Origin of the sequence: Arthrobacter sp. ISL-48 (genome assembly GCF_018613805.1) — a bacterium.
Classification (GTDB): Bacteria; Actinomycetota; Actinomycetes; order Actinomycetales; family Micrococcaceae; genus Arthrobacter.
On the sequence record NZ_JAGGPL010000018.1, the window covers coordinates 273,528 to 291,420 of the forward strand.

Consider the following 17,893-nt stretch of genomic DNA (forward strand, 5'->3'; position numbering starts at 1 on the left):
GCTGGGAGTCATGAATTCCGAAACGGTAGTGACCATCTTGTGTGGCCTGGGGATCCTGGTGGGCGTGGCCGATACTGTCATTCCAGTCCTCCCCGGCAGCATCCTGATCGGGCTCAGCCTGCTCGCTTGGGCCATCTGGGGCGGCGCCGGAACTGCAGGCTGGGTGGTGTTCGGGATCGGCCTCGTGTTCGTGCTGGCGGGCATGGCAGCCAGTGCCGTGCTGACAGGACGCAAGCTCAAGCAGCACAGGATCCCCAACCGGAGCGTCGTAATCGGCGTGGTGGCCGGCGTGGCGGGGATGTTCATCATTCCCGTGGTGGGGCTCTTCGTGGGTTTTGCCGCCGGCCTCCTGCTCAGTGAGTTCCTCCGGACCCGGAACCTCGGGACGGCTACCGCATCGAGCTGGGCCGCCCTGAAGGCCACCGGGCTCGGCATGCTCGTGGAATTCGGCCTGGCCTGCCTGGCGGCGAGCACATGGGTGATTGGCCTCTGGGTCTCCGTGGCCACGTAGCATGGAGAAATGACCGCGGGGGATGCAGCAGCGCCGATCTACCGGGATACCCGGGACCTGACGCCGTTCGGGCACGCCCATCTCAGGACGCCGGTCCGCGAACTTGCCGACGGCGTGGGCGGGCTCATTCACGGAGTCCTGGGCGGGCGTGATGCGGCGCTGATTTCCGTGGACGGCGACGTCCCCAGGCTGAAGCGCCTGCCGGGTAAAGCGGCCAAGGCCGTCCACGGTGCCATCTTCACCAGCAGGGAACCGGAGCGGCTGATCACCGTTGGCCGGGCTCACCCGGGGTGGGCTGGCCTCTGCTACATCATGGCAGGACTGCTGGCGTACAAGCACCGGAGCTACCTTCGTGCCTCCGAACTCCTGCAGCGCGGCCTGTCAACCAGGAACGACGACGACGCCAACCAGTATGCGTCCACCTACCTCAGCCGCGTGGTCACCCGGGTGGAGCTCGCGGAAAGGATCGAGGTCCCCGTGCTCTTCGGCGAGGAGTCTGTCTTCCTGGCCCTGGCGCACTCGCTGCGGGAGACGGGCCAGACGGAAGCCGCGCTTGAGGCACTGGCTGCGCTGCCGCCGTCGTTGCCCAGTGCTTTGGCCCGCTGCGCCGTGGCACACTCGCTTGGCAGGGACAGGGAAGTGGTGATCTGGACAGATGGCCTGCTCAACTCTGATGATCTCTCCGCGGCACTGCTGCTGGTCCGGGCACGCTCGCTGAGGCGGCTCGGCGGCCACTCAAGGGCGCAGGAGACGCTAAAGGAAGTACTCCGCCGGCGCAAGACGGATTTGATGCTGCGCAATGACGCACTGACGGACAGTGCTTTGCTGGTCTTTGACAATGGCCGCAAGTCCCTCAATCCGTTGGGCTGGCTCCGCGGGAGGCCTGCGGAGCTCGAAACATTTGAAGTCATCCGCAAGGACGTGGAGGAGCGCAGGCTCTGGGAGCAGGACTGGAAGCAGCTGGGCGGGGACTGAAAAGAAACGGTTGCTCTCCCGCTCGCCTAGGCCGCGTGCCCTTGTGGGCTGAACCGACTCGGAGTACAACGGACAAATGAGCGACGCAGTCCGGTCCTGGATGGAAAAGTACATCGCCGCGTGGACCACCAACCGGCCTGAAGATATCAGGGCACTGTTCACCGAGGACGCGGTCTACGCCACCCGTCCCAATGACAAGGACCCCTGGAGGGGGCGTGAGCAGATTGTGGACGGCTGGCTTGCGGCAAGGGACGAGCCCGAAGAATGGATCTTCGAATGGACGCAGCTCGGCGCTGACGGTGACCTGGCCTTTGTGCAGGGCTTCACGCATTACCTGGGCGACCGGCCCAGCTATGACAACCTCTGGGTCATCCGCCTGGCGCCGGACGGACGGGTCACGGAATTCACGGAATGGTTCATGGAGCGGAAGGTCTGAGCCTGGTTCGGGCCAGGCAGGGTGCACCGGGAGGCGGACACTCTAGGAGACGAACAGCGGAACCAGCTGTTCGGACAGGAGCACCACGCCCAGGCCCACCATGATGACGCCGCTGGCAAGTGTGACCTTCCGCGCCGCTCCGGGCCGGGACTGCAGGAGCTTGCGGGCCAGGAGCGCCACGCAGGTGTAGACGATCGCGGCGAGCAGCACAAACGTCAGGCCCAGGAGCCCCGACTGCACGGGTACGGGCAGGGGTGCTTCCGGGCTGACGAACTGGAGGACCAGGGCTACGTAGAACAGCAGCCCTTTGGGGTTGATGCCGCTGGTGCCCATCCCTTGGAGGAAGGTGCGCAGCTGGTTGGAGGCGGGGCTCCCGACGGCGTCTGCCGCGCTGAAGGAGGCTACGCGCCAGGAACGCAGGGTGCTGATGCCCAGCCAGAGCAGGTAAGCGGCTCCGGCCACGGTGATCCAGCCGAGGATGTCAGGCATTCCGGCCAGCAGCGCTGCCAGGCCCGCCACCATCAGCAGGGTATGCAGGACGTAACCTCCGCACAGGCCGGCCACGGCAGGTATGAAGCTGCGCTGCCGCAGGCCGGCGGTAATGGAGTACGCCCAGTCCACGCCGGGCGTGCACGCGAGGGCTCCCGCCAACAGCACAAAGGCGAAAAACAGCTGGGGGTTCATGGCGGGGCTCCTGTCAGTGGCTACAGGACAAATCCTATGGATCTCGAAGCCATAAGTGCTCCCCTTTTTCGCTCAACAGGCGGTCGCTTGGGTAAGGTTATTGCGTGATCGACCACATTGACAGGAATATTTTGCGTCACCTCAAGGAGGATGGGCGGATGACTGCCACGGCACTCGCGGCGGAGGTGGGGCTGACTGTTGCGCCGTGCCACCGCAGGCTGCGTGACCTTGAGTCTTCCGGGGTGATCCGCGGCTACAAAGCTGACATCGATCCGGCTGCCGTGGGGCTCGGGTTCGAGGCGATCGTGTTCGTGACGCTGCGCCAGGTGGACCGGCCCACTATGGAGATCTTCGAGAACCGGGTGGCGGACAATCCCAACATCGTGGAGGCCCAGCGGCTGTTCGGGTCCCCGGACTACCTGCTGAAGGTGATCGCCGAGGACCTGCCGGCCTATCAGCGTTTCTACGACGCCGAGCTTACGTCGCTGCCCGGCGTCGAACGGCTCACGTCCACCTTGGTGATGAAAAACCTGAAATCGAACGCCGGGCCGCCGGTGTAGGCGGGCCGCACGTCGTGCAGCGTCAGCTGAGCGGTGCGACGTGGACGATGATCACCTGGGTGTCCTTACCGCCGTCGTACCGGAGGTCATAGTTCACTTCCAGCCCCGTGGCCGTCCCGGAGGTGAGGGAGAAGTCGCTCTTGAAGTCGGGTTTCTTGGTGGCGGTGCTGATCCAGCGTTCGGCTGATCCTGCATCGATGCCGTACCGTGCCACACCGTCCCGGATGAGGTCAAAATACTCCTCGGCGGAGTCTGCCGTGAGGAAGTAGGTGATCTCGCTGAAGTCCGTCTCTAGTTCGGTGGTGTTGAAGCGGATTCTGTCCGTTTCGCCGCTGACCTCCCCGGCGGGCCCCACGATGGTGAGTTCGATCTTGCCGGAGTCCATAGTGTTGATTTCGGGCCCGTAGCTGTCCTCGGTCACGCGTACGGCGGCCTTCTGCAGTGTGCCTGAGCCCATGTCCAGCCGTGCGGACTTGGTTTCACGGATCTGGTCCACTCCGGCGGCGTCTAGGGTGGAGAATTCGGAAGTGTTCACTGGGCTCCCCTGGGAGGTTGAGTTGGTGGGCGTGGGCGCGGCCGGCTGGCAGGCGGTGAGCGCAAGGCTGCCTGCCAGCGCGGGCAGGACAAGCAGGACGACGGCGGTCCGGTACCTTGCGCGCCCCGCCGAGGCTACAAGAGCGGCGGCCACTGGCGGACGACGCCTCACTGGTGTACCTCAGCGTCGAAGCCGCTGACGAAGCGGTCCATGATCCCTGGAATGTTGTTGGTGGGGCGGTACTGCTCCACGCGGTCATTGAAGTCGGAGCCGATGATCTCCTGGGCGCGGGCGGGATCGTTAGCCAGCAGGTTTTGGTATGCCGGCAGGGTGTCCTGGCTGATGAGGGCCCAACGCTGGTCCGCATCCGCGATGTTGCCGGCCGGGAACCCCGTGGTGAAGTCCGTACGGAACTGGCTGGGATTGTCCCAGCTGGTAAAGGGGATGTTTTCCGGGCCGGGGCTTTCCACGCTGAACGTATACGGGAACACCTCGGGGTAGCTTTTGGCCCCGGGGATGGAGGGCTCGCCGGCCAGGGTCACCATGTAAGTCACGGCCTCGCCGCCGGGGTGGCTGCGCATGTTGTCGTAGTCGTCAGCAATGATCTCGTTCTGCTCGCGGTAAAGCAGCGCTGTGTTGCCTTTCTGGACCTCGGCGGGATCGCCGGAATCGATCTGGGTCCACGCTTTGGCAGTCTGGGGGTCGATGGCGCCGGAATCCCGCAGCCGGTTGATTTCCTCGATGCCGCCGTTCATGTACGCCTCGTGCTGCCGGGCCTGGTCGAGGAAGATTTCCTTGTTCATGTCCAGCATGCTGGTTTCGTAGTAGCGGATCTCTTCATCCGTCATTCCGGCGAGCTGCTCCATCTGGTCAATGACAGGCAGCGGGATGTCCGAGGCTGGGTTGTCCGCGATCTGCTGGGCGAGATCACGCATCATGGCCATGTCCTTGAAGCCTCCGGCGAAGGAGGGGCCGATCATGTTGGCCATTCCAGCCCACTGAAGATCCGGGTTGGAGAGGTAGGCCTGACCGTAGAAGTCGTAGACCTTCTTGATGGTCTCCCAGTTGTATTCAGTGCCCTTGGACGTATCCCAGTCGGACAGGTCGATGCCCATCTCCAGCATGGCCTGCTGGTTCCAGTAGGCGCTCAGGAAGTCAGCGTACCCCGGGGATTTCTTGTCGATCAGGCCCGAGTCCGCGGCGGCGTCCATGGCCGCCTTCGCTGCCTCGGGATTCGCCAGGGCCCACTGCTTGAATTCGTCGCTGTTCAGGTACTCCTGGCGCTCCTCAGCGGTCATTCCGTTCAGCGTGTCGGTCAGCTCCTGGACCGTCCCGCCACCGGATTCTGTGCCACCGGAACCGGCGCCACCGGGTCCGCCCAGGCCGGCACCTCCCGCACCGCCGCTGTTGCTGGCCTTGTCCTGCTCGTCCGCGTTGGCGAGCAGTGCCTTGGATGCCGATTCCAGTCCTGCCGACGCCGACTTCAGCACCTTCAGATGTGCCGAGGTCCAATCGCTGCGGAACCGGTCGCCGTCGTGCCCTTTCCAAGGGCTGGTGCTGATCCTGCTGCTGAGCTGCTGACTGAGCAGGTTGAGGCTGTTGGCTCCGCCCGCCAGATCCTTTGCGAGCCGGCGCAGCTGTTCCACGTCTGCGCCATAAAAGTTCCCCGCCATGTTCCCCCCTGAATGAATTCCCGTGCCAGCCTAGCGGTGCTGGTGCTGCGGGCGCGATGGGGAGAGCTCCCCGGTGCGGGCCCGGAGGCGGACCGCCTTCATGGCCAGGGGCTCAGCCCTCCAGGAGCCCCGTGGTCCGGTAGGGGATCACCTCGCGCAGGAACATGCTCGTGGACGTGCGGACGATCCCCGGGCAGAGTCGGATCTCCTCGGAGACGCGGTAGAGATCGTCCGGGCTGCTGGCGACGACGCGGATCAGGAGGTCGGTGTCGCCCGCGGGGGCGTGGCATTCGAGGACCTCCGGGATTTCACGGAGGGAGGCGATGGCTTCGTTGAGGTGGCTCTGGTCCAGTTCGGCGCTCACTGCGGCTGCCACTCCGCGTCCCAGCGCGGAGGGAAGCACCCGGCTGCTGTTCGGACGCAGGGCGCCCGACGTCGTCATCCGCTCCAGGCGCGACTGCACCGTGCCGCGCGCCAGGCCCAGCCGCTGGGCCAGTACCATGATGGGTACGCGCGGGTCCTCGTCCAGGGCCTTGAGGATCCGCTTGTCCGTGGCGTCCAGTTCGTGCAATCTGATCATTTCCTGTCGATGAATGCGGCACAGAGTAGTCGGACTGATCAATCAAAGCCGTGCCGGTTGTGCCTACTGTAGGGCCTCTGTTCAAATAGTGGCAACAAGGGCAAAGGCTACCGCCGCCGCCCGCAGGCTACAGGTTTCCCGGCACACCACCCGGCTCCTGGATTCCGCTTCCCGCAAGGAGGCCGCCCCGCTGACTGACACTTGTTCACGCATCGTCACTCCGCAACCACGGCAAGAGCCCCTGAGCTACCGACGTCGGATTCCCCGAAGTCATCGGTAGCTGAGGGGCTCTTGTGTGTTGCCGTGTCCGCATAGGGTTGTTTCATGACCGCAGCCGGCCGCTTCGCCCCCAGCCCTTCCGGTGATCTGCATGTGGGCAACCTTCGAACGGCGATTCTCGCCTGGCTGTTTGCCCGCTCTACGGGCCGGGACTTCCTGCTGCGCGTGGAGGACCTGGACCGGGCGCGTGCGGGAGCGGAGGCCGGGCAGCTCCGCGATCTGGCGGCCGTCGGCGTGACCTGGGACGGCGCCGTCGTCCGCCAGACGGACCGTGGTGATGTGTATGCCGAAGCGATCAGCCGCCTGGCGGCCGCGGGCCTGACCTACGAATGCTTCTGCACCCGCAGGGAGATCCAGGAGGCGCCGTCCGCTCCGCATGCGCCGCAGGGCGCCTATCCGGGCACCTGCCGGAACCTGGAACCGGCCGAGCTGGAGTTCAAACGGTCCACCCGGCCCGCCGCTGTCCGCCTCCGGTCCTCGGTCCCCGTAAACACGGTGCGGGACGTGCTGCACGGGGAGTTCACCGGAGTGGTGGACGACTTTGTGCTGCGCCGCAACGACGGCGTCGCGGCGTACAATCTGGCGGTGGTGGTGGATGACGCCGCACAGGGCGTCGACCAAGTGGTCCGCGGGGACGACCTTCTGCCATCCGCGCCCCGGCAGGCACACCTCTGCTCACTGTTGGGGGTGCCCGTGCCGGAGTACGCCCATGTTCCGCTCGTTGTGAATCGCGACGGCGTCCGGCTGGCCAAGCGGGACGGTGCCGTTACGCTCGGCGACCTGGCACTGAAGGGGCTTTCGGCGGATGGGGTGAGGGACCTGCTGGGCTCCCTGGGGCTGCCGGCCGGAACCTTGGCGCAGGCGCTCTCAGTATTTGACCCCGCGGTGCTTCCCCGGAATCCATGGATATGGCAGGAAGTGTAGCCGCGGAGGCGCCCGAAGTAGCCATCACCAGCCTCCGGTGTCAACTGATGTTGACGAAGCTTCCGGCGTCAACTATTGTTGACAAAATGGAGGTGGATCGAATGAAGACACTCGTTGGATCAATGGATGGCAAAGGTCCGGCCGAGGCGCTGTATGCCGTCGCCGAACTGCAAAAGGAAGTGGGACGCGCAGAAGCAACACTCGTTCGGAGTGCCCGGCAGGCGGGGCTGTCCTGGGAAGCCATCGCTCTGTGCCTGGGGGTCAGCAAGCAGGCAGTCCACCGGAAGTACGGGAAACAGTAGCCTGGCCCGGGCGGGCTGCTTCACGCTGAGAGTTTTGTCCAGTTATCGGACGTCAAAGCCAGTTTCGGGGCATTATCTGGCCAAAACTCAAAGGGATGGTCAGGAACCTGCCACCTGCTGTTTACTGAGCGACGCGTAGGCTGGAGCCATGTCAGACGCGCACTCCACGGAGCACAGTTCCGCCCCCAGCTTCACCATTGAGACGGCCAAGGTCCTGGCCGAAGTGGCCCACAACCGCCAAAAGGATAAGCTCAAGCGGCCATACCGCGAGCACGTGATCGCCGTCGGGGACGCCTTGGCCGATTTCGACGACGACATCCGGATTGCCGGTTACCTTCATGACATTGCCGAAGACACTCCTATCACCCGGCAGGCGCTGCTGGACATGGGCGTTTCCGAGCGGGCCGTGGGCATCATCGAGCGCGTGACCAAGCGCCTGCACGACAACCCCGATGATTATCAGGCCGGCATCCGCTTCATCGCCGAGGACCACGACGCAACCCTGGTGAAAATCGCGGACAACGCCCACAATTCATTGCCCGAGAGGGTCAGGGCCCTGGCCGAGAAGTGGCCGGACAAACCGCCCGTTACCAAGTACCGGGATGCGCGCCCGGTGCTCTACTCCGCCGTCGACGTGGAAGAGGTCCGCAAGATCCTGGCGCGCGTCAACCCCTGGCTGCTCGAGGAGCTGGACGACCGGCTGGATGAGGAGGACGACGTCGATTACGAGAACCTGTCCTACGATGACGCCGGCCCCGAAGCCGCTCAGTGACGTTGCTCCAGGGTCCCGAGTTCGCCGGAACCGTGTCCGTTCGCCGGAAGTTCACGGCGAGTTGGCACGGTTCCGGCGAATTCGGGGTCGGCTAAGAGCCTAAACGCGGCCCAGGCGGTCGATGTCCTCCAGGAAGTCCCGGTGAACCTCGTCGCTGACGGTTGTCCGGGTGTCGCCGATGGCGTCGATGTAATCCTCTGTGGAGGGACCCTTCCGGACGGCCGCCCGGACTGAAACGCTGCCCGTGGAGGCCGCGCCGCCGCCGCTGTCTTCGCCGTAAACTGATTTTTCGAGCGCGCGCTGGGAGGCGCTCCGGGCAGCGAACTCAATGTCCGCGGGAGAGAAGCCCCCGGTGCGGTCCACCAGCAGCTCCACATCCACGTCGTCCACCACGGGGGCCGGGATGAAGCGCTGCCACATCGCTTCGCGGGCCTGGCGGTCGGGCAGGCCAATGGGGATGACGTAGTCGAACCGGCCGTGGCGAAGGAACGCTGTGTCCAGGGCGCGGATGAAGTTGGTGGCGCAGACCAGCAGTCGGCCGGGCTGCTCACGGAAAGCCGGAATGATCTTCAGGAGCTCGTTCGTAACGCCCTGCAACGGTGATGGTGGCTCGCCCGAGCGCTGGGACGCGATCTCCTCGACCTCGTCGATGAACACCACGGCGTGCTCCAGCTCGGCGATCTCAAGGAACGTCTCGCGCAGCGCACCGGCCAGCCCTTTCGGGTCCGAGGCGAGCCGCGACGGGAACACCTCCACGAACGGCCATTCGAGCCGGGAAGCGATCGCCTTGGCGAATGTGGTCTTGCCCGTGCCCGGCGGACCAAAGAGCACGACGGCGCGCGGCGGCACCACGCCGTACTCATCGGCCAGGTCCGCCTCCGCCAGGGGGAGGACCAGGCGCCGCTCCAGCAGCTCTTTCTCGCGCCGCATGCCGGCCACGTTTTCCCACAGGTCCCGGGCCAGGATCCGGCCGCCCAACTGCCCCAGCGCGCCGAGCTCCTGGCGCTGCACGGGGATGGTCCGCTCGAAGTAGCGCAGGTTCTTCTTGAGCGCGAAGCCGCGGCTGAGGAAGGCCTCCACCCGGGTTTCTGACTCGGGCATCAGCGCGGAGAGTTTGTTGAGCCCGTGCGGGGCCATGCGGTTTTCGACGGCGGCCAGCAACGAGGTGCCGATCCCACGGCTCCGGTACTCCGGCAGGGTGGCAAGGAAGACGATCCAGCCCTGGTCGTGGGCGGCGCGTCCGACGGCGGCACCCACCACCATGTCGCCCTGCACCGCCACCACCGCGTGGTCCTTCTCGCACGAGGCCAGGACCTCGGAGAGGGCATAGACGGGCTCTACGTTGGTGGCCTTGAGCGTTTCCCACAGGTGCAGGATCCCGTCCAGGTCAGCCGAGTGGAAATCCCTGATGCGCCAGTTGGTCATGCCGTGTCTCCCGGGTGGTTCGTCGTTGAACTGCTCAGTTGGACCGCGCCGTTCCGGCGCGTGGAGCGCTGTGAGGCGCACAACTGAGCATAAGCGAACGTGGGCTGCGGGAAGGTTGCATGCAGTCTTGGTTACGGATGGGGACAACCCCGACTGCTAACCCAGCGGGCGCAGCCGCAGGCCCTGCATACCGCCGTCAACAGCGAGGGCGGTGCCGGACGTCGACCCTGACCGCGGGCTTGCCAGGTAGGCCACCGCCCCGGCCACTTCCTCGGCCGCCACGAGGCGGCCGTGTGGCTGGCGCGCATTGAGCGCGGCACGCTCGCCCTCCGGATCCGCCGCAGAGCCAAGCAGCCGGGCCACCCACGGCGTGTCCACCGTGCCGGGGTTGACGCAGTTCACCCGGATGCCCTCGCGGATGTGGTCAGCGGCCATTGCCAGCGTGAGCGAGAGGACAGCCCCTTTCGACGCCGAATACAGCGCCCGCTGGGGGAGCCCCGCCGTGGCCGCGATGGAACACGTATTGACGATGGCAGCTGACGGTGACTGGCGCAGGAACGGAAGGGCGGCGCGTGTCACCCTGGCCACCCCCACGACGTTGATGTTGAGCACGCGGGCCCATTCGTCGTCGTCATTCGCGGCGACGTCACCCGTTGCTCCGATGCCGGCGTTGTTCACCACGATGTCCAACCTGCCGAATTGAGCCGTGACGGTTTCGACGGCGGCACGCACCGAAGCGTCGTCCGCCACATTGCATTCAACACCGAAGTGCGGAGTCCCTGCCGGGTTCAGATCCAGGACCGCCACCCGGGCGCCCCCGGCAGCCAGCCGGTCTGCAACTGCTGCCCCAATGCCGGAAGCCCCGCCCGTCACGATGGCCACCAGCCCGTCGAATTCCGTCTCTACTGACGTGTTCATTTTGCTGCTCCTTGCCGGTAAAACTCCTGGCGCTGGCGGCCAAGGCCTTCAATGTCGAGCTCCACCACGTCGCCGGGCTGGAGATACGGGAAGCGGCCGGACAGGGCCACACCCTCGGGAGTGCCGGTGAGAATCACGTCTCCAGGCTCAAGGAGCATGTACTGGCTCACGTGGTGGACCAGCGTGGCAACGTCAAAGATGAGGTCCGCCGTCGAGGAATCCTGCCTGACTTCGCCGTTGACCACTGAACGCAACCGCAGCTGGCCGGGATCAACTTCATCGGCAGGGATAAGCCAAGGGCCAAGGGGTGTGGACGCGGGCAGGGATTTACCCTTGGTCCATTGGCCGGCCGCGCCGGGCAGTTGGTACTCGCGCTCTGAGAGGTCGTTGGCCACCAGATATCCTGCGACGTAATCCAGGGCATCGGCGGGATCTGCCAAATAGCTGGCCTCCTTCCCGATGACCACTCCCAACTCAACTTCCCAGTCGTACTTTTCCGACGACGGCGGGATGGGGGCGGCGTCGAACGGTCCACTGACAGTGTTGGACGGCTTGAGGAAAACCACGGGGATTTCGGGCGGGGCGGATCCTGATTCGGCGGCATGCGCCGCGTAGTTCATACCGATGCAGACAACAGAGCCGGGGCGGGCAATGGGTGCTCCGACCCGAAGGCTGGAGGCCGCTGAAAGCTCGGGCAGTTCCCCTGCGGAGAGGGCCCTCCGGGTGCGGGCGACGCCGTCCTGGGCGAGGAACGGGCCGTCGACGTCCCCGGTCAGGGGCGTGAGGCTGAAGTAGTTTTCGTTCCCGTCGGCGTCAACTGTGATCACCGCCGGTTGTTCCTGTCCTAGTTCGCCCAGCCGGGCCAGCTTGATACTCATGGTCTCCCTTGATTTTAGGGTTAAAGTTCCCGATAACATCCGAGCTTTTGCCGCCCGGCTTCCCTAATACTACGCAGAAGTGACCCATTGACAAGTAAAACATCGGATGTTTAGGTTAATCCAGATCCTCCACCCGGCTGCCTGACTTGGCGCCCGGTGGGCCACGAAACGCAACGTACGGCAGTTGCACACATAGGAGCATGATGAGCGTCATCACCGCGGTAGAAACTTTTGACATCCGCTTTCCCACCTCGAAGGAACTGGACGGCTCGGACGCCATGAACCCGGACCCCGATTACTCGGCCGCCTACCTCATCATCAGCACCGATGCAGGGGACGGCCTGGAGGGCCACGGCTTTGTCTTCACCATCGGGCGGGGGAATGAGGTGGAAGCCGCAGCCATCGACGCCCTCCGTCCCCACATTCTGGGCCGCAACGTGGAAGAGCTGATCGCCGATATGGGCGCGAGCTGGAAGCTGCTGGTCCATGATTCCCAACTGCGTTGGCTGGGTCCGGAGAAGGGAGTAATGCACATGGCGATCGGCGCTGTGGTAAATGCCCTGTGGGACCTGAAAGCCAAGCGCGCCGGACTTCCGCTGTGGGAGCTGCTGGCCGCTCTCAGCCCGGAGGAGATCGTTGCCCTGGTGGACTTCCGCTACCTCAGCGATGCCTTGACGCCGGAAGAAGCCCTGGAGATCCTCCGCCGCGCCGAGCCAGGGCGGGCCGAACGGCATGCCCGGCTCCTCACTGAAGGTTATGCCGGCTACACCACAACGCCCGGCTGGCTCGGGTACAGCGACGAGAAGCTCGCCCGGCTGGCCAAGGAGGCCGTAGCGGACGGCTTTGCCCAGATCAAGCTCAAGGTAGGGGCCTCGCTGCAGGATGACATCCGGCGCGTCCGGGCCGCCCGCGAAGCCGTGGGTCCGGACATCAAGATCGCCGTCGACGCCAACCAGCGATGGGATGTGCAGGAAGCCATCGAATGGATGGCTCATCTGGCACCCTACGACATCGCCTGGATCGAAGAACCCACCAGCCCGGACGACGTCCTGGGGCACGCCGCCATCGCCCGGGGCGTGGCGCCCATCCCGGTAGCCACCGGGGAGCACGTGCAGAACCGCGTGGTGTTCAAGCAACTTCTGCAGGCACAAGCCATCGAAGTACTCCAGATTGACGCCGCGCGGGTGGCGGGGGTGAACGAGAACATCGCCATCCTTCTGCTCGCGGCAAAGTTCGGCGTCCGGGTGTGCCCGCACGCCGGCGGTGTCGGACTCTGCGAAGCGGTCCAGCACCTTTCCATGTTCGATTTCATCGCCGTCTCGGGAGAGAAGGACGACCGTATGATTGAGTTTGTGGACCACCTCCACGAGCATTTCATCACCCCGGTGGATGTACACGGGGGCTGCTACTGGCCGCCGTCAGCACCTGGCGCGGGCGCGGAAATGCACCGGCAGACGCTGGCCAGTTACAGCTTTCCCGACGGCGAGATCTGGAGCGGTGACCTACCGGCCGGTGGTACGGTCCCCGTGCCGGAACTGGCTCTCAATGAGGCTGCCGCTGATGTCTGAGACCATCGTGTTGCATACCCGGCTGAAGCCCGGTGCAGCCCAGGCCTATGCGGACGCGCACGCTGAGATACCGGCGGAGCTGGTGGCTGCCTTGAAGGACGCAGGTGTCGGCAATTGGCGGATCTGGCGCAGCGGCCAGGAGCTGATCCACGTCGTGGAAGTTGATGACTACAAGGCCATGCGCCACGAGCTCGCCGGGAACCCTGTCAATATTGCCTGGCAGGCGCGGATGGCTGAGCTTCTGGAAATCGAGGACGACTACAGCGGCAACGATTCAGGCGTGCCGCTGGTCTGGGAGCTGCCATGAGCGAGGGTATTTTTTCCGGGGCAGGAACGCTCCACCTCGGCAGGTTGGGCTTCGGTGGCGCCGGGATCGGGAATCTTTACCGGGCGATGTCGGACGGCAGGGCAACTGCGACAGTCGAGGCCGCCTGGGACGCCGGCATCAGGTACTTCGATACCGCTCCGCACTACGGCCTGGGCCTATCCGAGCGGCGCCTCGGTACGGTGCTGAAGGGGAAGCCGCGGCAGGAATTTGTCCTGTCCACGAAGGTGGGACGCCTCCTGGCGCCCAAGCAGGGCGTGCTGATGGGCGGCACCGGCCCGGGTACCGGCGAAGCTCCGGGAGTACCAGGGGATCCGGAAGGCTTCGATGTGCCTGCCACGAGCCGCCGCGTCTGGGATTTTTCCGAGCATGGGATCCGGCAGAGCATTGAGGAGTCACTCGAACGGCTCGGCCTGGACCAGGTGGACATCGCCTATCTTCACGATGCCGACGTCCACGACCTCGCCGGTGGCATCCGGGACGGACTGCCCGCCCTCGAAAAACTGCGAGCCGAAGGGCTGGTCCGCGCCATCGGCGTCGGGCTTAACTCGGCCGAAGCGGCCCTTGAGTGTGTGGAGGCCGCGGACCTGGACCTGGTCATGCTCGCGGGCCGGTACACGCTGTTGGAGCAGCCAAAGGTTCCGCTGCTGGAGCGCTGTGTGGAAAAGGGCACGGGAGTGGTCAATGTCGGAGCCTACAATTCCGGGCTGCTGGCCAGGCATAACGTACCCGAAAACGCCCATTACAACTACGGGCAGGCACCTCACACGCAGCTGGAACGCGCCAGGCGGCTCGCCGGGATCTGCGGCAGCTTCGGTGTGGAGCTTCCGGCGGCGGCGCTTCAGTTCGGTCTGCGTCACCCCGCCGTGGTCAACGTGACGGTGGGGGCAACGTCCCCCGAGCAGATGAGTGACAACGCCGCACGGATGGCCGAAGACATTCCTGAAGAACTCTGGACTGAGCTCTCACACCAGGGGTTGATTCCGTCATGATCGATTCGCATCTTCACCTGTGGGAACTGCCCCTTGCCACCGAAACCTCTGCCACCGAAGTCGATGCGGCCGGGCAGTCCGGCGCTCCGGGCGCGCCCCGTCGTCCCTATGCCTGGCTGGGTCCGCAGCATGGATCCCTGTTCCGCAGCTTTGGGGAACAGGAGGCCCAGGAGACGCTCGTGGACGCGGGCGTCCGGGGTGCGGTACTCGTTCAGGCCGACGACACCCTCGCGGACACGGAATCCATGCTCGCGGCCGCGGACCGCAACGACTGGGTACTCGCCGTCGTCGGCTGGATACCGCTGGAACACCCTGACCTGGCGCAGGCGGAGCTTGAGCGGCTGGGCGCGAATCCGAAGTTCCGTGGGGTCCGCCACCTTGTCCACGACGATCCACGCGATGACTTCCTTGAGCTGCCCGGGGTTCGCGAATCGTTGAGGCTGGTCGCTGACAGGGGACTGGCCCTGGACATTCCGGATGCCTATCCCCGCCATCTGCACCGTGCCGTCGCCCTGGCCCGTGACCTCCCCGAACTCACCGTGGTGCTGGACCATCTGGGCAAACCGCCGCTCACGGACGCTATGTCCGCCGGCCGCAGGCCCCATCCTGAACTGGAGCGCTGGCGCCGGGAGTTCCGCGCGCTGGCCGGGCAGCCCAACACCGTGGCGAAGGTATCGGGGCTGCACCTGCCCGGACTCGAATACACGGCTACGGCGCTGCGTCCCCTGTGGGAAGAGGCCCTGGCGGCTTTTGGCCCGGAGCGGCTGATGATCGGCATGGACTGGCCAGTCAGCACGCTGGGCGCGCCCTACCACCGCACCCTGGAAGTGCTCCTGGAACTGGCCGCCGACCTGGACCCCGCGGCCCGGCACGCCTTCCTGGAGGGCACCGCGGCCCGCACCTACGGATTGCGCACGCCGGAATCCGCATTGTCGAAACCGGAACGTCCGGAATCGGAGAATTTAACCAGGCAAGACGAGGTGAAAGCATGACCACGGAGCAAACACCGCTGTTGTCCGTGCGTGGCGTAGGGAAGACCTTCCCCGGAGTCAGGGCCCTGCACAACATGCAGCTGGACTTACAGCGCGGAGAGGTCCTGGCGCTCGTGGGTGAGAACGGGGCCGGCAAGTCAACACTGATGAAGCTGCTCTCGGGCATCTACGTCCCGGACGAGGGAACGTTCGAGCTTAACGGTGTGGCCTTTACGCCGGCCGGCCCGAAGCATGCCCAGGAAATGGGCATCAGCATCATTCACCAGGAGTTCAACTTGATGCCGGACCTGACCGTGGCGCAGAACATCTACATCGGCCGCGAACCACGCCGCTATGGAATGCTCAGCGAGCGCGCCCTCAACCGGAAGACCCAGGACCTCTTTGACCGCATGAGCCTCAGGTTGGATCCGAGGGAGCGCTGCGGCCAGCTGACGGTGGCTAAACAGCAGATGGTGGAGATTGCCAAGGCCCTCAGCCACGACTCCAAGGTGATCATCATGGATGAGCCCACCGCCGCGCTGAACGACGCCGAAGTGGCCACCCTCCATGAACTGATCCGGGGGTTTGTCTCGCCGGAGACGGGGGTGATCTACATTTCGCACCGCATGGACGAGCTCAAGCAGATATCCCAGCGCATCACGGTCATCCGCGACGGCGAATACGTTGACACCGTGGACACAGAGGAAACCACCATGCGGGAAGTCATCTCGCTCATGGTCGGCCGCACGATTTCCGGTGAACAGCGCCCGGCGGCGGAAGAAACGGAGCGTCCGGACGACGTCGTACTGTCCGTTGCGGGGCTCAGCACGCCTTCCCTGCTCAAGGACATCGGTTTCGAGCTGCGCCGGGGCGAGATCCTGGGCTTTTCCGGACTCATGGGAGCGGGCCGGACCGAAGTGGCGCGGGCGCTTGTCGGCGCGGACAAGGCAAGCTTTGAGCGGCTGCAGGTGAACGCGGACGACGTACGGATTCCCAACCCCGCCGCCGCCGCGAAGCTCGGCATCGGCTACCTGTCTGAGGACCGCAAGCATCTTGGCCTCATGCTGGAACGCGACGTGAAGGAGAACATCATGCTGTCCTCACTCGCCGAAAACTCTTCCGCGGGTTTTATCCGTGATGCATCGCTGCGCCGCACGGCCGACGAATACGCCCGGAAGCTCCGGATCAAGACGCCGTCCATCAAGCAGCTGGCCAGGAACCTTTCCGGCGGAAACCAACAGAAGGTGGTGATCGCGAAGTGGCTGGTCAAGGACTGCGACATCCTCATCTTCGACGAGCCCACCAGGGGCATCGATGTGGGAGCCAAGGATGAGATCTACAGGCTCCTCAACGAGCTGGCCGCCGAGGGCAAGGCGATCATCATGATCTCTTCCGAACTGCCCGAAATCCTCCGCCTGTCCCACCGGATCGCCGTCATGTGCGAAGGGCGAATCACCGGCTTCCTCAGTAACAAGGAAGCCACCCAGGAAAACATCATGGAACTTGCCACCCGGCGCGTCTCCATCACCACAGGAGCACCAACCTTATGAGCATCGTAGAAACCCCCAAGCCGAAAGAGTCCAAGGCGCCAACTGCCCCGTCCTCACCTCCCCGGGGGCAGGGGCTGACATTGCGGCTTCGCTCGTCCCTCCAGCAGCTCCTGGCCTTCGGATCGCTGATTGTCCTGGTGGTCTTCTTCGGCGTCATGAACTCACGGTTCCTGCTGCCGGGCAACCTCTCGGACATCCTGCTCTCCACTGTGGTCATAGGCCTCCTGGCGCTCGGTGCGACGTTCGTCATCATCACCGGCGGCATCGACCTCTCTGTGGGCACCGGCATGAGCCTCTGTTCAGTGATGGTGGGTGTTGTGCTCACTTACCTGGGCCTGCCGCTGTGGGCCGGGGTGGTGGGCGGCATCCTGATGGGGGCGCTCATCGGGGCGGTGAACGGCTTCCTGATCTCCTTCCTGAAAATCCCGCCCTTCATCGCCACCCTGGCCACCATGCTGGTCTGCCAGGGTATGGCGCTGGTGGTCTCCGGAACCAAGCCCATCTATTTCACCGGCACCGAGGGGTTCTCGAACCTGGCCCTGGGCAAGCCCATTGCCGGCCTGGTGATTCCAAACGCGGTCTTCATCTTCTTTGCTGCGGCAACAGTGGCCGGCGTGGTGATGAGCAAGACCCTGCTGGGCCGCTACACCTTCTCGATCGGCTCCAACGAGGAAGCGACGGCGCTCTCCGGCATCAATGTCCGCAGCTGGAAGCTCTGGATCTATACCGCGGCCGGGGCGTTCACCGGGCTGGCCGGCGTCATCATCGCGGCCAGGCTTAACTCCGCCCAGCCCGGGCAGGGCATGGGGTATGAACTCCAGGCGATTGCCGCCGTCGTGATTGGTGGAACGTCCCTGGCCGGAGGCAAGGGTTCCATCGTGGGAACGGTGATCGGTGCCCTCATCATGTCCGTCCTCACCAACGGCCTGCGCGTCATCTCGGTGCCGCAGGAGTGGCAGAACGTGGCCATCGGCGTCGTCATCCTGGTAGCTGTCTACCTGGACATGCTGCGCCGGAAGGAGGCCGCAACGTAGT

Annotated in this window: 20 protein-coding genes; 13 read left to right on the forward strand and 7 right to left on the reverse strand. The window is 64.9% G+C overall.

Features of this window, described 5'->3' with window-relative positions:
* Positions 1-10 precede the first annotated feature (10 nt).
* The 3 genes from J7E83_RS16340 (at position 11) to J7E83_RS16350 (ending at position 1,922) form a co-directional block, all read left to right on the forward strand.
* Positions 11-511 carry a DUF456 domain-containing protein gene (locus J7E83_RS16340; RefSeq protein WP_214964326.1) on the forward strand — a complete coding sequence of 167 codons (501 nt, stop codon included), beginning with the start codon at positions 11-13 and terminating at the stop codon, positions 509-511.
* Between the two features lie 9 nt (positions 512-520).
* Positions 521-1,486, forward strand: a complete 966-nt coding sequence (locus J7E83_RS16345; RefSeq protein ID WP_214964328.1) for a hypothetical protein — start codon at positions 521-523, stop codon at positions 1,484-1,486.
* 76 nt (positions 1,487-1,562) lie between these two features.
* Complete coding sequence (locus J7E83_RS16350) at positions 1,563-1,922, forward strand: nuclear transport factor 2 family protein (protein WP_214964331.1); 360 nt, start codon at positions 1,563-1,565, stop codon at positions 1,920-1,922.
* A 42-nt stretch (positions 1,923-1,964) separates the two neighbouring features.
* Here the strand turns inward: J7E83_RS16350 and J7E83_RS16355 are convergent, their stop codons facing one another.
* Positions 1,965-2,606: a LysE family translocator gene (locus J7E83_RS16355; protein WP_214964334.1), complete on the reverse strand. Its 642-nt coding sequence runs from the start codon at positions 2,604-2,606 to the stop codon at positions 1,965-1,967.
* Between the two features lie 104 nt (positions 2,607-2,710).
* On the opposite strand from J7E83_RS16355, the gene J7E83_RS16360 reads away from it, so the two are divergent.
* Positions 2,711-3,166, forward strand: coding sequence for an Lrp/AsnC family transcriptional regulator (locus J7E83_RS16360; RefSeq protein WP_214964336.1), 456 nt, complete (start codon positions 2,711-2,713; stop codon positions 3,164-3,166).
* A gap of 22 nt (positions 3,167-3,188) precedes the next feature.
* Here J7E83_RS16360 and J7E83_RS16365 read toward each other — a convergent pair whose 3' ends face one another.
* The 3 genes from J7E83_RS16365 to J7E83_RS16375 all read right to left on the reverse strand — a co-directional run bounded on the left by J7E83_RS16365 (position 3,189) and on the right by J7E83_RS16375 (position 5,954).
* Complete coding sequence (locus tag J7E83_RS16365; RefSeq protein WP_214964339.1) at positions 3,189-3,854, reverse strand: hypothetical protein; 666 nt, start codon at positions 3,852-3,854, stop codon at positions 3,189-3,191.
* Between the two features lie 14 nt (positions 3,855-3,868).
* On the reverse strand, positions 3,869-5,374 hold the full coding sequence (locus tag J7E83_RS16370; RefSeq protein ID WP_214964341.1) for a WXG100 family type VII secretion target: 1,506 nt from the start codon (positions 5,372-5,374) through the stop codon (positions 3,869-3,871).
* 112 nt (positions 5,375-5,486) lie between these two features.
* On the reverse strand, positions 5,487-5,954 hold the full coding sequence (locus J7E83_RS16375; RefSeq protein ID WP_214964348.1) for an Lrp/AsnC family transcriptional regulator: 468 nt from the start codon (positions 5,952-5,954) through the stop codon (positions 5,487-5,489).
* Positions 5,955-6,278: 324 nt separating this feature from the next.
* On the opposite strand from J7E83_RS16375, the gene gluQRS reads away from it, so the two are divergent.
* The 3 genes from gluQRS (at position 6,279) to J7E83_RS16390 (ending at position 8,231) form a co-directional block, all read left to right on the forward strand.
* Entirely contained in the window at positions 6,279-7,157 is an 879-nt protein-coding gene (gene gluQRS, locus J7E83_RS16380; protein WP_214964350.1) for a tRNA glutamyl-Q(34) synthetase GluQRS, read from the forward strand.
* 86 nt (positions 7,158-7,243) lie between these two features.
* A complete protein-coding gene (locus J7E83_RS16385) occupies positions 7,244-7,459 on the forward strand; it encodes an AsnC family protein (RefSeq protein WP_214964352.1) in 216 nt (71 codons plus the stop codon).
* 148 nt (positions 7,460-7,607) lie between these two features.
* Positions 7,608-8,231: a phosphohydrolase gene (locus J7E83_RS16390; protein ID WP_214964354.1), complete on the forward strand. Its 624-nt coding sequence runs from the start codon at positions 7,608-7,610 to the stop codon at positions 8,229-8,231.
* A 99-nt stretch (positions 8,232-8,330) separates the two neighbouring features.
* On the opposite strand, the gene J7E83_RS16395 is transcribed toward J7E83_RS16390, so the two are convergent.
* The 3 genes from J7E83_RS16395 to J7E83_RS16405 form a co-directional block, all read right to left on the reverse strand.
* Complete coding sequence (locus tag J7E83_RS16395) at positions 8,331-9,656, reverse strand: ATP-binding protein (RefSeq protein WP_214964357.1); 1,326 nt, start codon at positions 9,654-9,656, stop codon at positions 8,331-8,333.
* A 156-nt stretch (positions 9,657-9,812) separates the two neighbouring features.
* A complete protein-coding gene (locus tag J7E83_RS16400) occupies positions 9,813-10,574 on the reverse strand; it encodes an SDR family NAD(P)-dependent oxidoreductase (RefSeq protein ID WP_214964359.1) in 762 nt (253 codons plus the stop codon).
* The gene (locus J7E83_RS16405; protein WP_214964361.1) at positions 10,571-11,452 is read right to left on the reverse strand and encodes a fumarylacetoacetate hydrolase family protein; all 882 of its coding nucleotides are present in this window, start codon (positions 11,450-11,452) and stop codon (positions 10,571-10,573) included. Before J7E83_RS16405 ends, J7E83_RS16400 begins: the two co-directional genes overlap by 4 nt.
* Positions 11,453-11,655: 203 nt before the next feature.
* Here J7E83_RS16405 and J7E83_RS16410 point away from each other — a divergent pair, with 203 nt between their 5' ends.
* Genes J7E83_RS16410 through J7E83_RS16435 form a run of 6 tightly spaced genes read left to right on the forward strand, consistent with a single transcriptional unit; the run spans position 11,656 to position 17,892 of the window.
* The gene (locus J7E83_RS16410) at positions 11,656-13,020 is read left to right on the forward strand and encodes an L-fuconate dehydratase (RefSeq protein ID WP_214964363.1); all 1,365 of its coding nucleotides are present in this window, start codon (positions 11,656-11,658) and stop codon (positions 13,018-13,020) included.
* Positions 13,013-13,327: an L-rhamnose mutarotase gene (locus J7E83_RS16415; RefSeq protein WP_214964365.1), complete on the forward strand. Its 315-nt coding sequence runs from the start codon at positions 13,013-13,015 to the stop codon at positions 13,325-13,327. Before J7E83_RS16410 ends, J7E83_RS16415 begins: the two co-directional genes overlap by 8 nt.
* A complete protein-coding gene (locus tag J7E83_RS16420; protein WP_214964367.1) occupies positions 13,324-14,337 on the forward strand; it encodes an aldo/keto reductase in 1,014 nt (337 codons plus the stop codon). Before J7E83_RS16415 ends, J7E83_RS16420 begins: the two co-directional genes overlap by 4 nt.
* The gene (locus J7E83_RS16425) at positions 14,334-15,329 is read left to right on the forward strand and encodes an amidohydrolase (protein ID WP_214964369.1); all 996 of its coding nucleotides are present in this window, start codon (positions 14,334-14,336) and stop codon (positions 15,327-15,329) included. The genes J7E83_RS16420 and J7E83_RS16425 overlap by 4 nt, the downstream gene beginning before the upstream one ends.
* The gene (locus J7E83_RS16430) at positions 15,326-16,858 is read left to right on the forward strand and encodes a sugar ABC transporter ATP-binding protein (RefSeq protein WP_214964371.1); all 1,533 of its coding nucleotides are present in this window, start codon (positions 15,326-15,328) and stop codon (positions 16,856-16,858) included. Before J7E83_RS16425 ends, J7E83_RS16430 begins: the two co-directional genes overlap by 4 nt.
* The gene (locus J7E83_RS16435) at positions 16,855-17,892 is read left to right on the forward strand and encodes an ABC transporter permease (protein WP_214964373.1); all 1,038 of its coding nucleotides are present in this window, start codon (positions 16,855-16,857) and stop codon (positions 17,890-17,892) included. Before J7E83_RS16430 ends, J7E83_RS16435 begins: the two co-directional genes overlap by 4 nt.
* Position 17,893 lies beyond the last annotated feature (1 nt).

What these genes read in the sequence shown, in the direction of transcription:
- J7E83_RS16340 (WP_214964326.1), top strand. Translation starts at nt 11, where the DNA reads ATGAATTCCGAAACGGTAGTGACCATCTTGTGTGGCCTGGGGATCCTG.
- J7E83_RS16345 (WP_214964328.1), top strand. Translation starts at nt 521, where the DNA reads ATGACCGCGGGGGATGCAGCAGCGCCGATCTACCGGGATACCCGGGAC.
- J7E83_RS16350 (WP_214964331.1), top strand. Translation starts at nt 1,563, where the DNA reads ATGAGCGACGCAGTCCGGTCCTGGATGGAAAAGTACATCGCCGCGTGG.
- J7E83_RS16355 (WP_214964334.1), bottom strand. Translation starts at nt 2,606, where the DNA reads ATGAACCCCCAGCTGTTTTTCGCCTTTGTGCTGTTGGCGGGAGCCCTC.
- J7E83_RS16370 (WP_214964341.1), bottom strand. Translation starts at nt 5,374, where the DNA reads ATGGCGGGGAACTTTTATGGCGCAGACGTGGAACAGCTGCGCCGGCTC.
- J7E83_RS16375 (WP_214964348.1), bottom strand. Translation starts at nt 5,954, where the DNA reads ATGATCAGATTGCACGAACTGGACGCCACGGACAAGCGGATCCTCAAG.
- gluQRS (WP_214964350.1), top strand. Translation starts at nt 6,279, where the DNA reads ATGACCGCAGCCGGCCGCTTCGCCCCCAGCCCTTCCGGTGATCTGCAT.
- J7E83_RS16385 (WP_214964352.1), top strand. Translation starts at nt 7,244, where the DNA reads ATGGAGGTGGATCGAATGAAGACACTCGTTGGATCAATGGATGGCAAA.
- J7E83_RS16390 (WP_214964354.1), top strand. Translation starts at nt 7,608, where the DNA reads ATGTCAGACGCGCACTCCACGGAGCACAGTTCCGCCCCCAGCTTCACC.
- J7E83_RS16395 (WP_214964357.1), bottom strand. Translation starts at nt 9,656, where the DNA reads ATGACCAACTGGCGCATCAGGGATTTCCACTCGGCTGACCTGGACGGG.
- J7E83_RS16400 (WP_214964359.1), bottom strand. Translation starts at nt 10,574, where the DNA reads ATGAACACGTCAGTAGAGACGGAATTCGACGGGCTGGTGGCCATCGTG.
- J7E83_RS16405 (WP_214964361.1), bottom strand. Translation starts at nt 11,452, where the DNA reads ATGAGTATCAAGCTGGCCCGGCTGGGCGAACTAGGACAGGAACAACCG.
- J7E83_RS16410 (WP_214964363.1), top strand. Translation starts at nt 11,656, where the DNA reads ATGAGCGTCATCACCGCGGTAGAAACTTTTGACATCCGCTTTCCCACC.
- J7E83_RS16415 (WP_214964365.1), top strand. Translation starts at nt 13,013, where the DNA reads ATGTCTGAGACCATCGTGTTGCATACCCGGCTGAAGCCCGGTGCAGCC.
- J7E83_RS16420 (WP_214964367.1), top strand. Translation starts at nt 13,324, where the DNA reads ATGAGCGAGGGTATTTTTTCCGGGGCAGGAACGCTCCACCTCGGCAGG.
- J7E83_RS16425 (WP_214964369.1), top strand. Translation starts at nt 14,334, where the DNA reads ATGATCGATTCGCATCTTCACCTGTGGGAACTGCCCCTTGCCACCGAA.
- J7E83_RS16430 (WP_214964371.1), top strand. Translation starts at nt 15,326, where the DNA reads ATGACCACGGAGCAAACACCGCTGTTGTCCGTGCGTGGCGTAGGGAAG.
- J7E83_RS16435 (WP_214964373.1), top strand. Translation starts at nt 16,855, where the DNA reads ATGAGCATCGTAGAAACCCCCAAGCCGAAAGAGTCCAAGGCGCCAACT.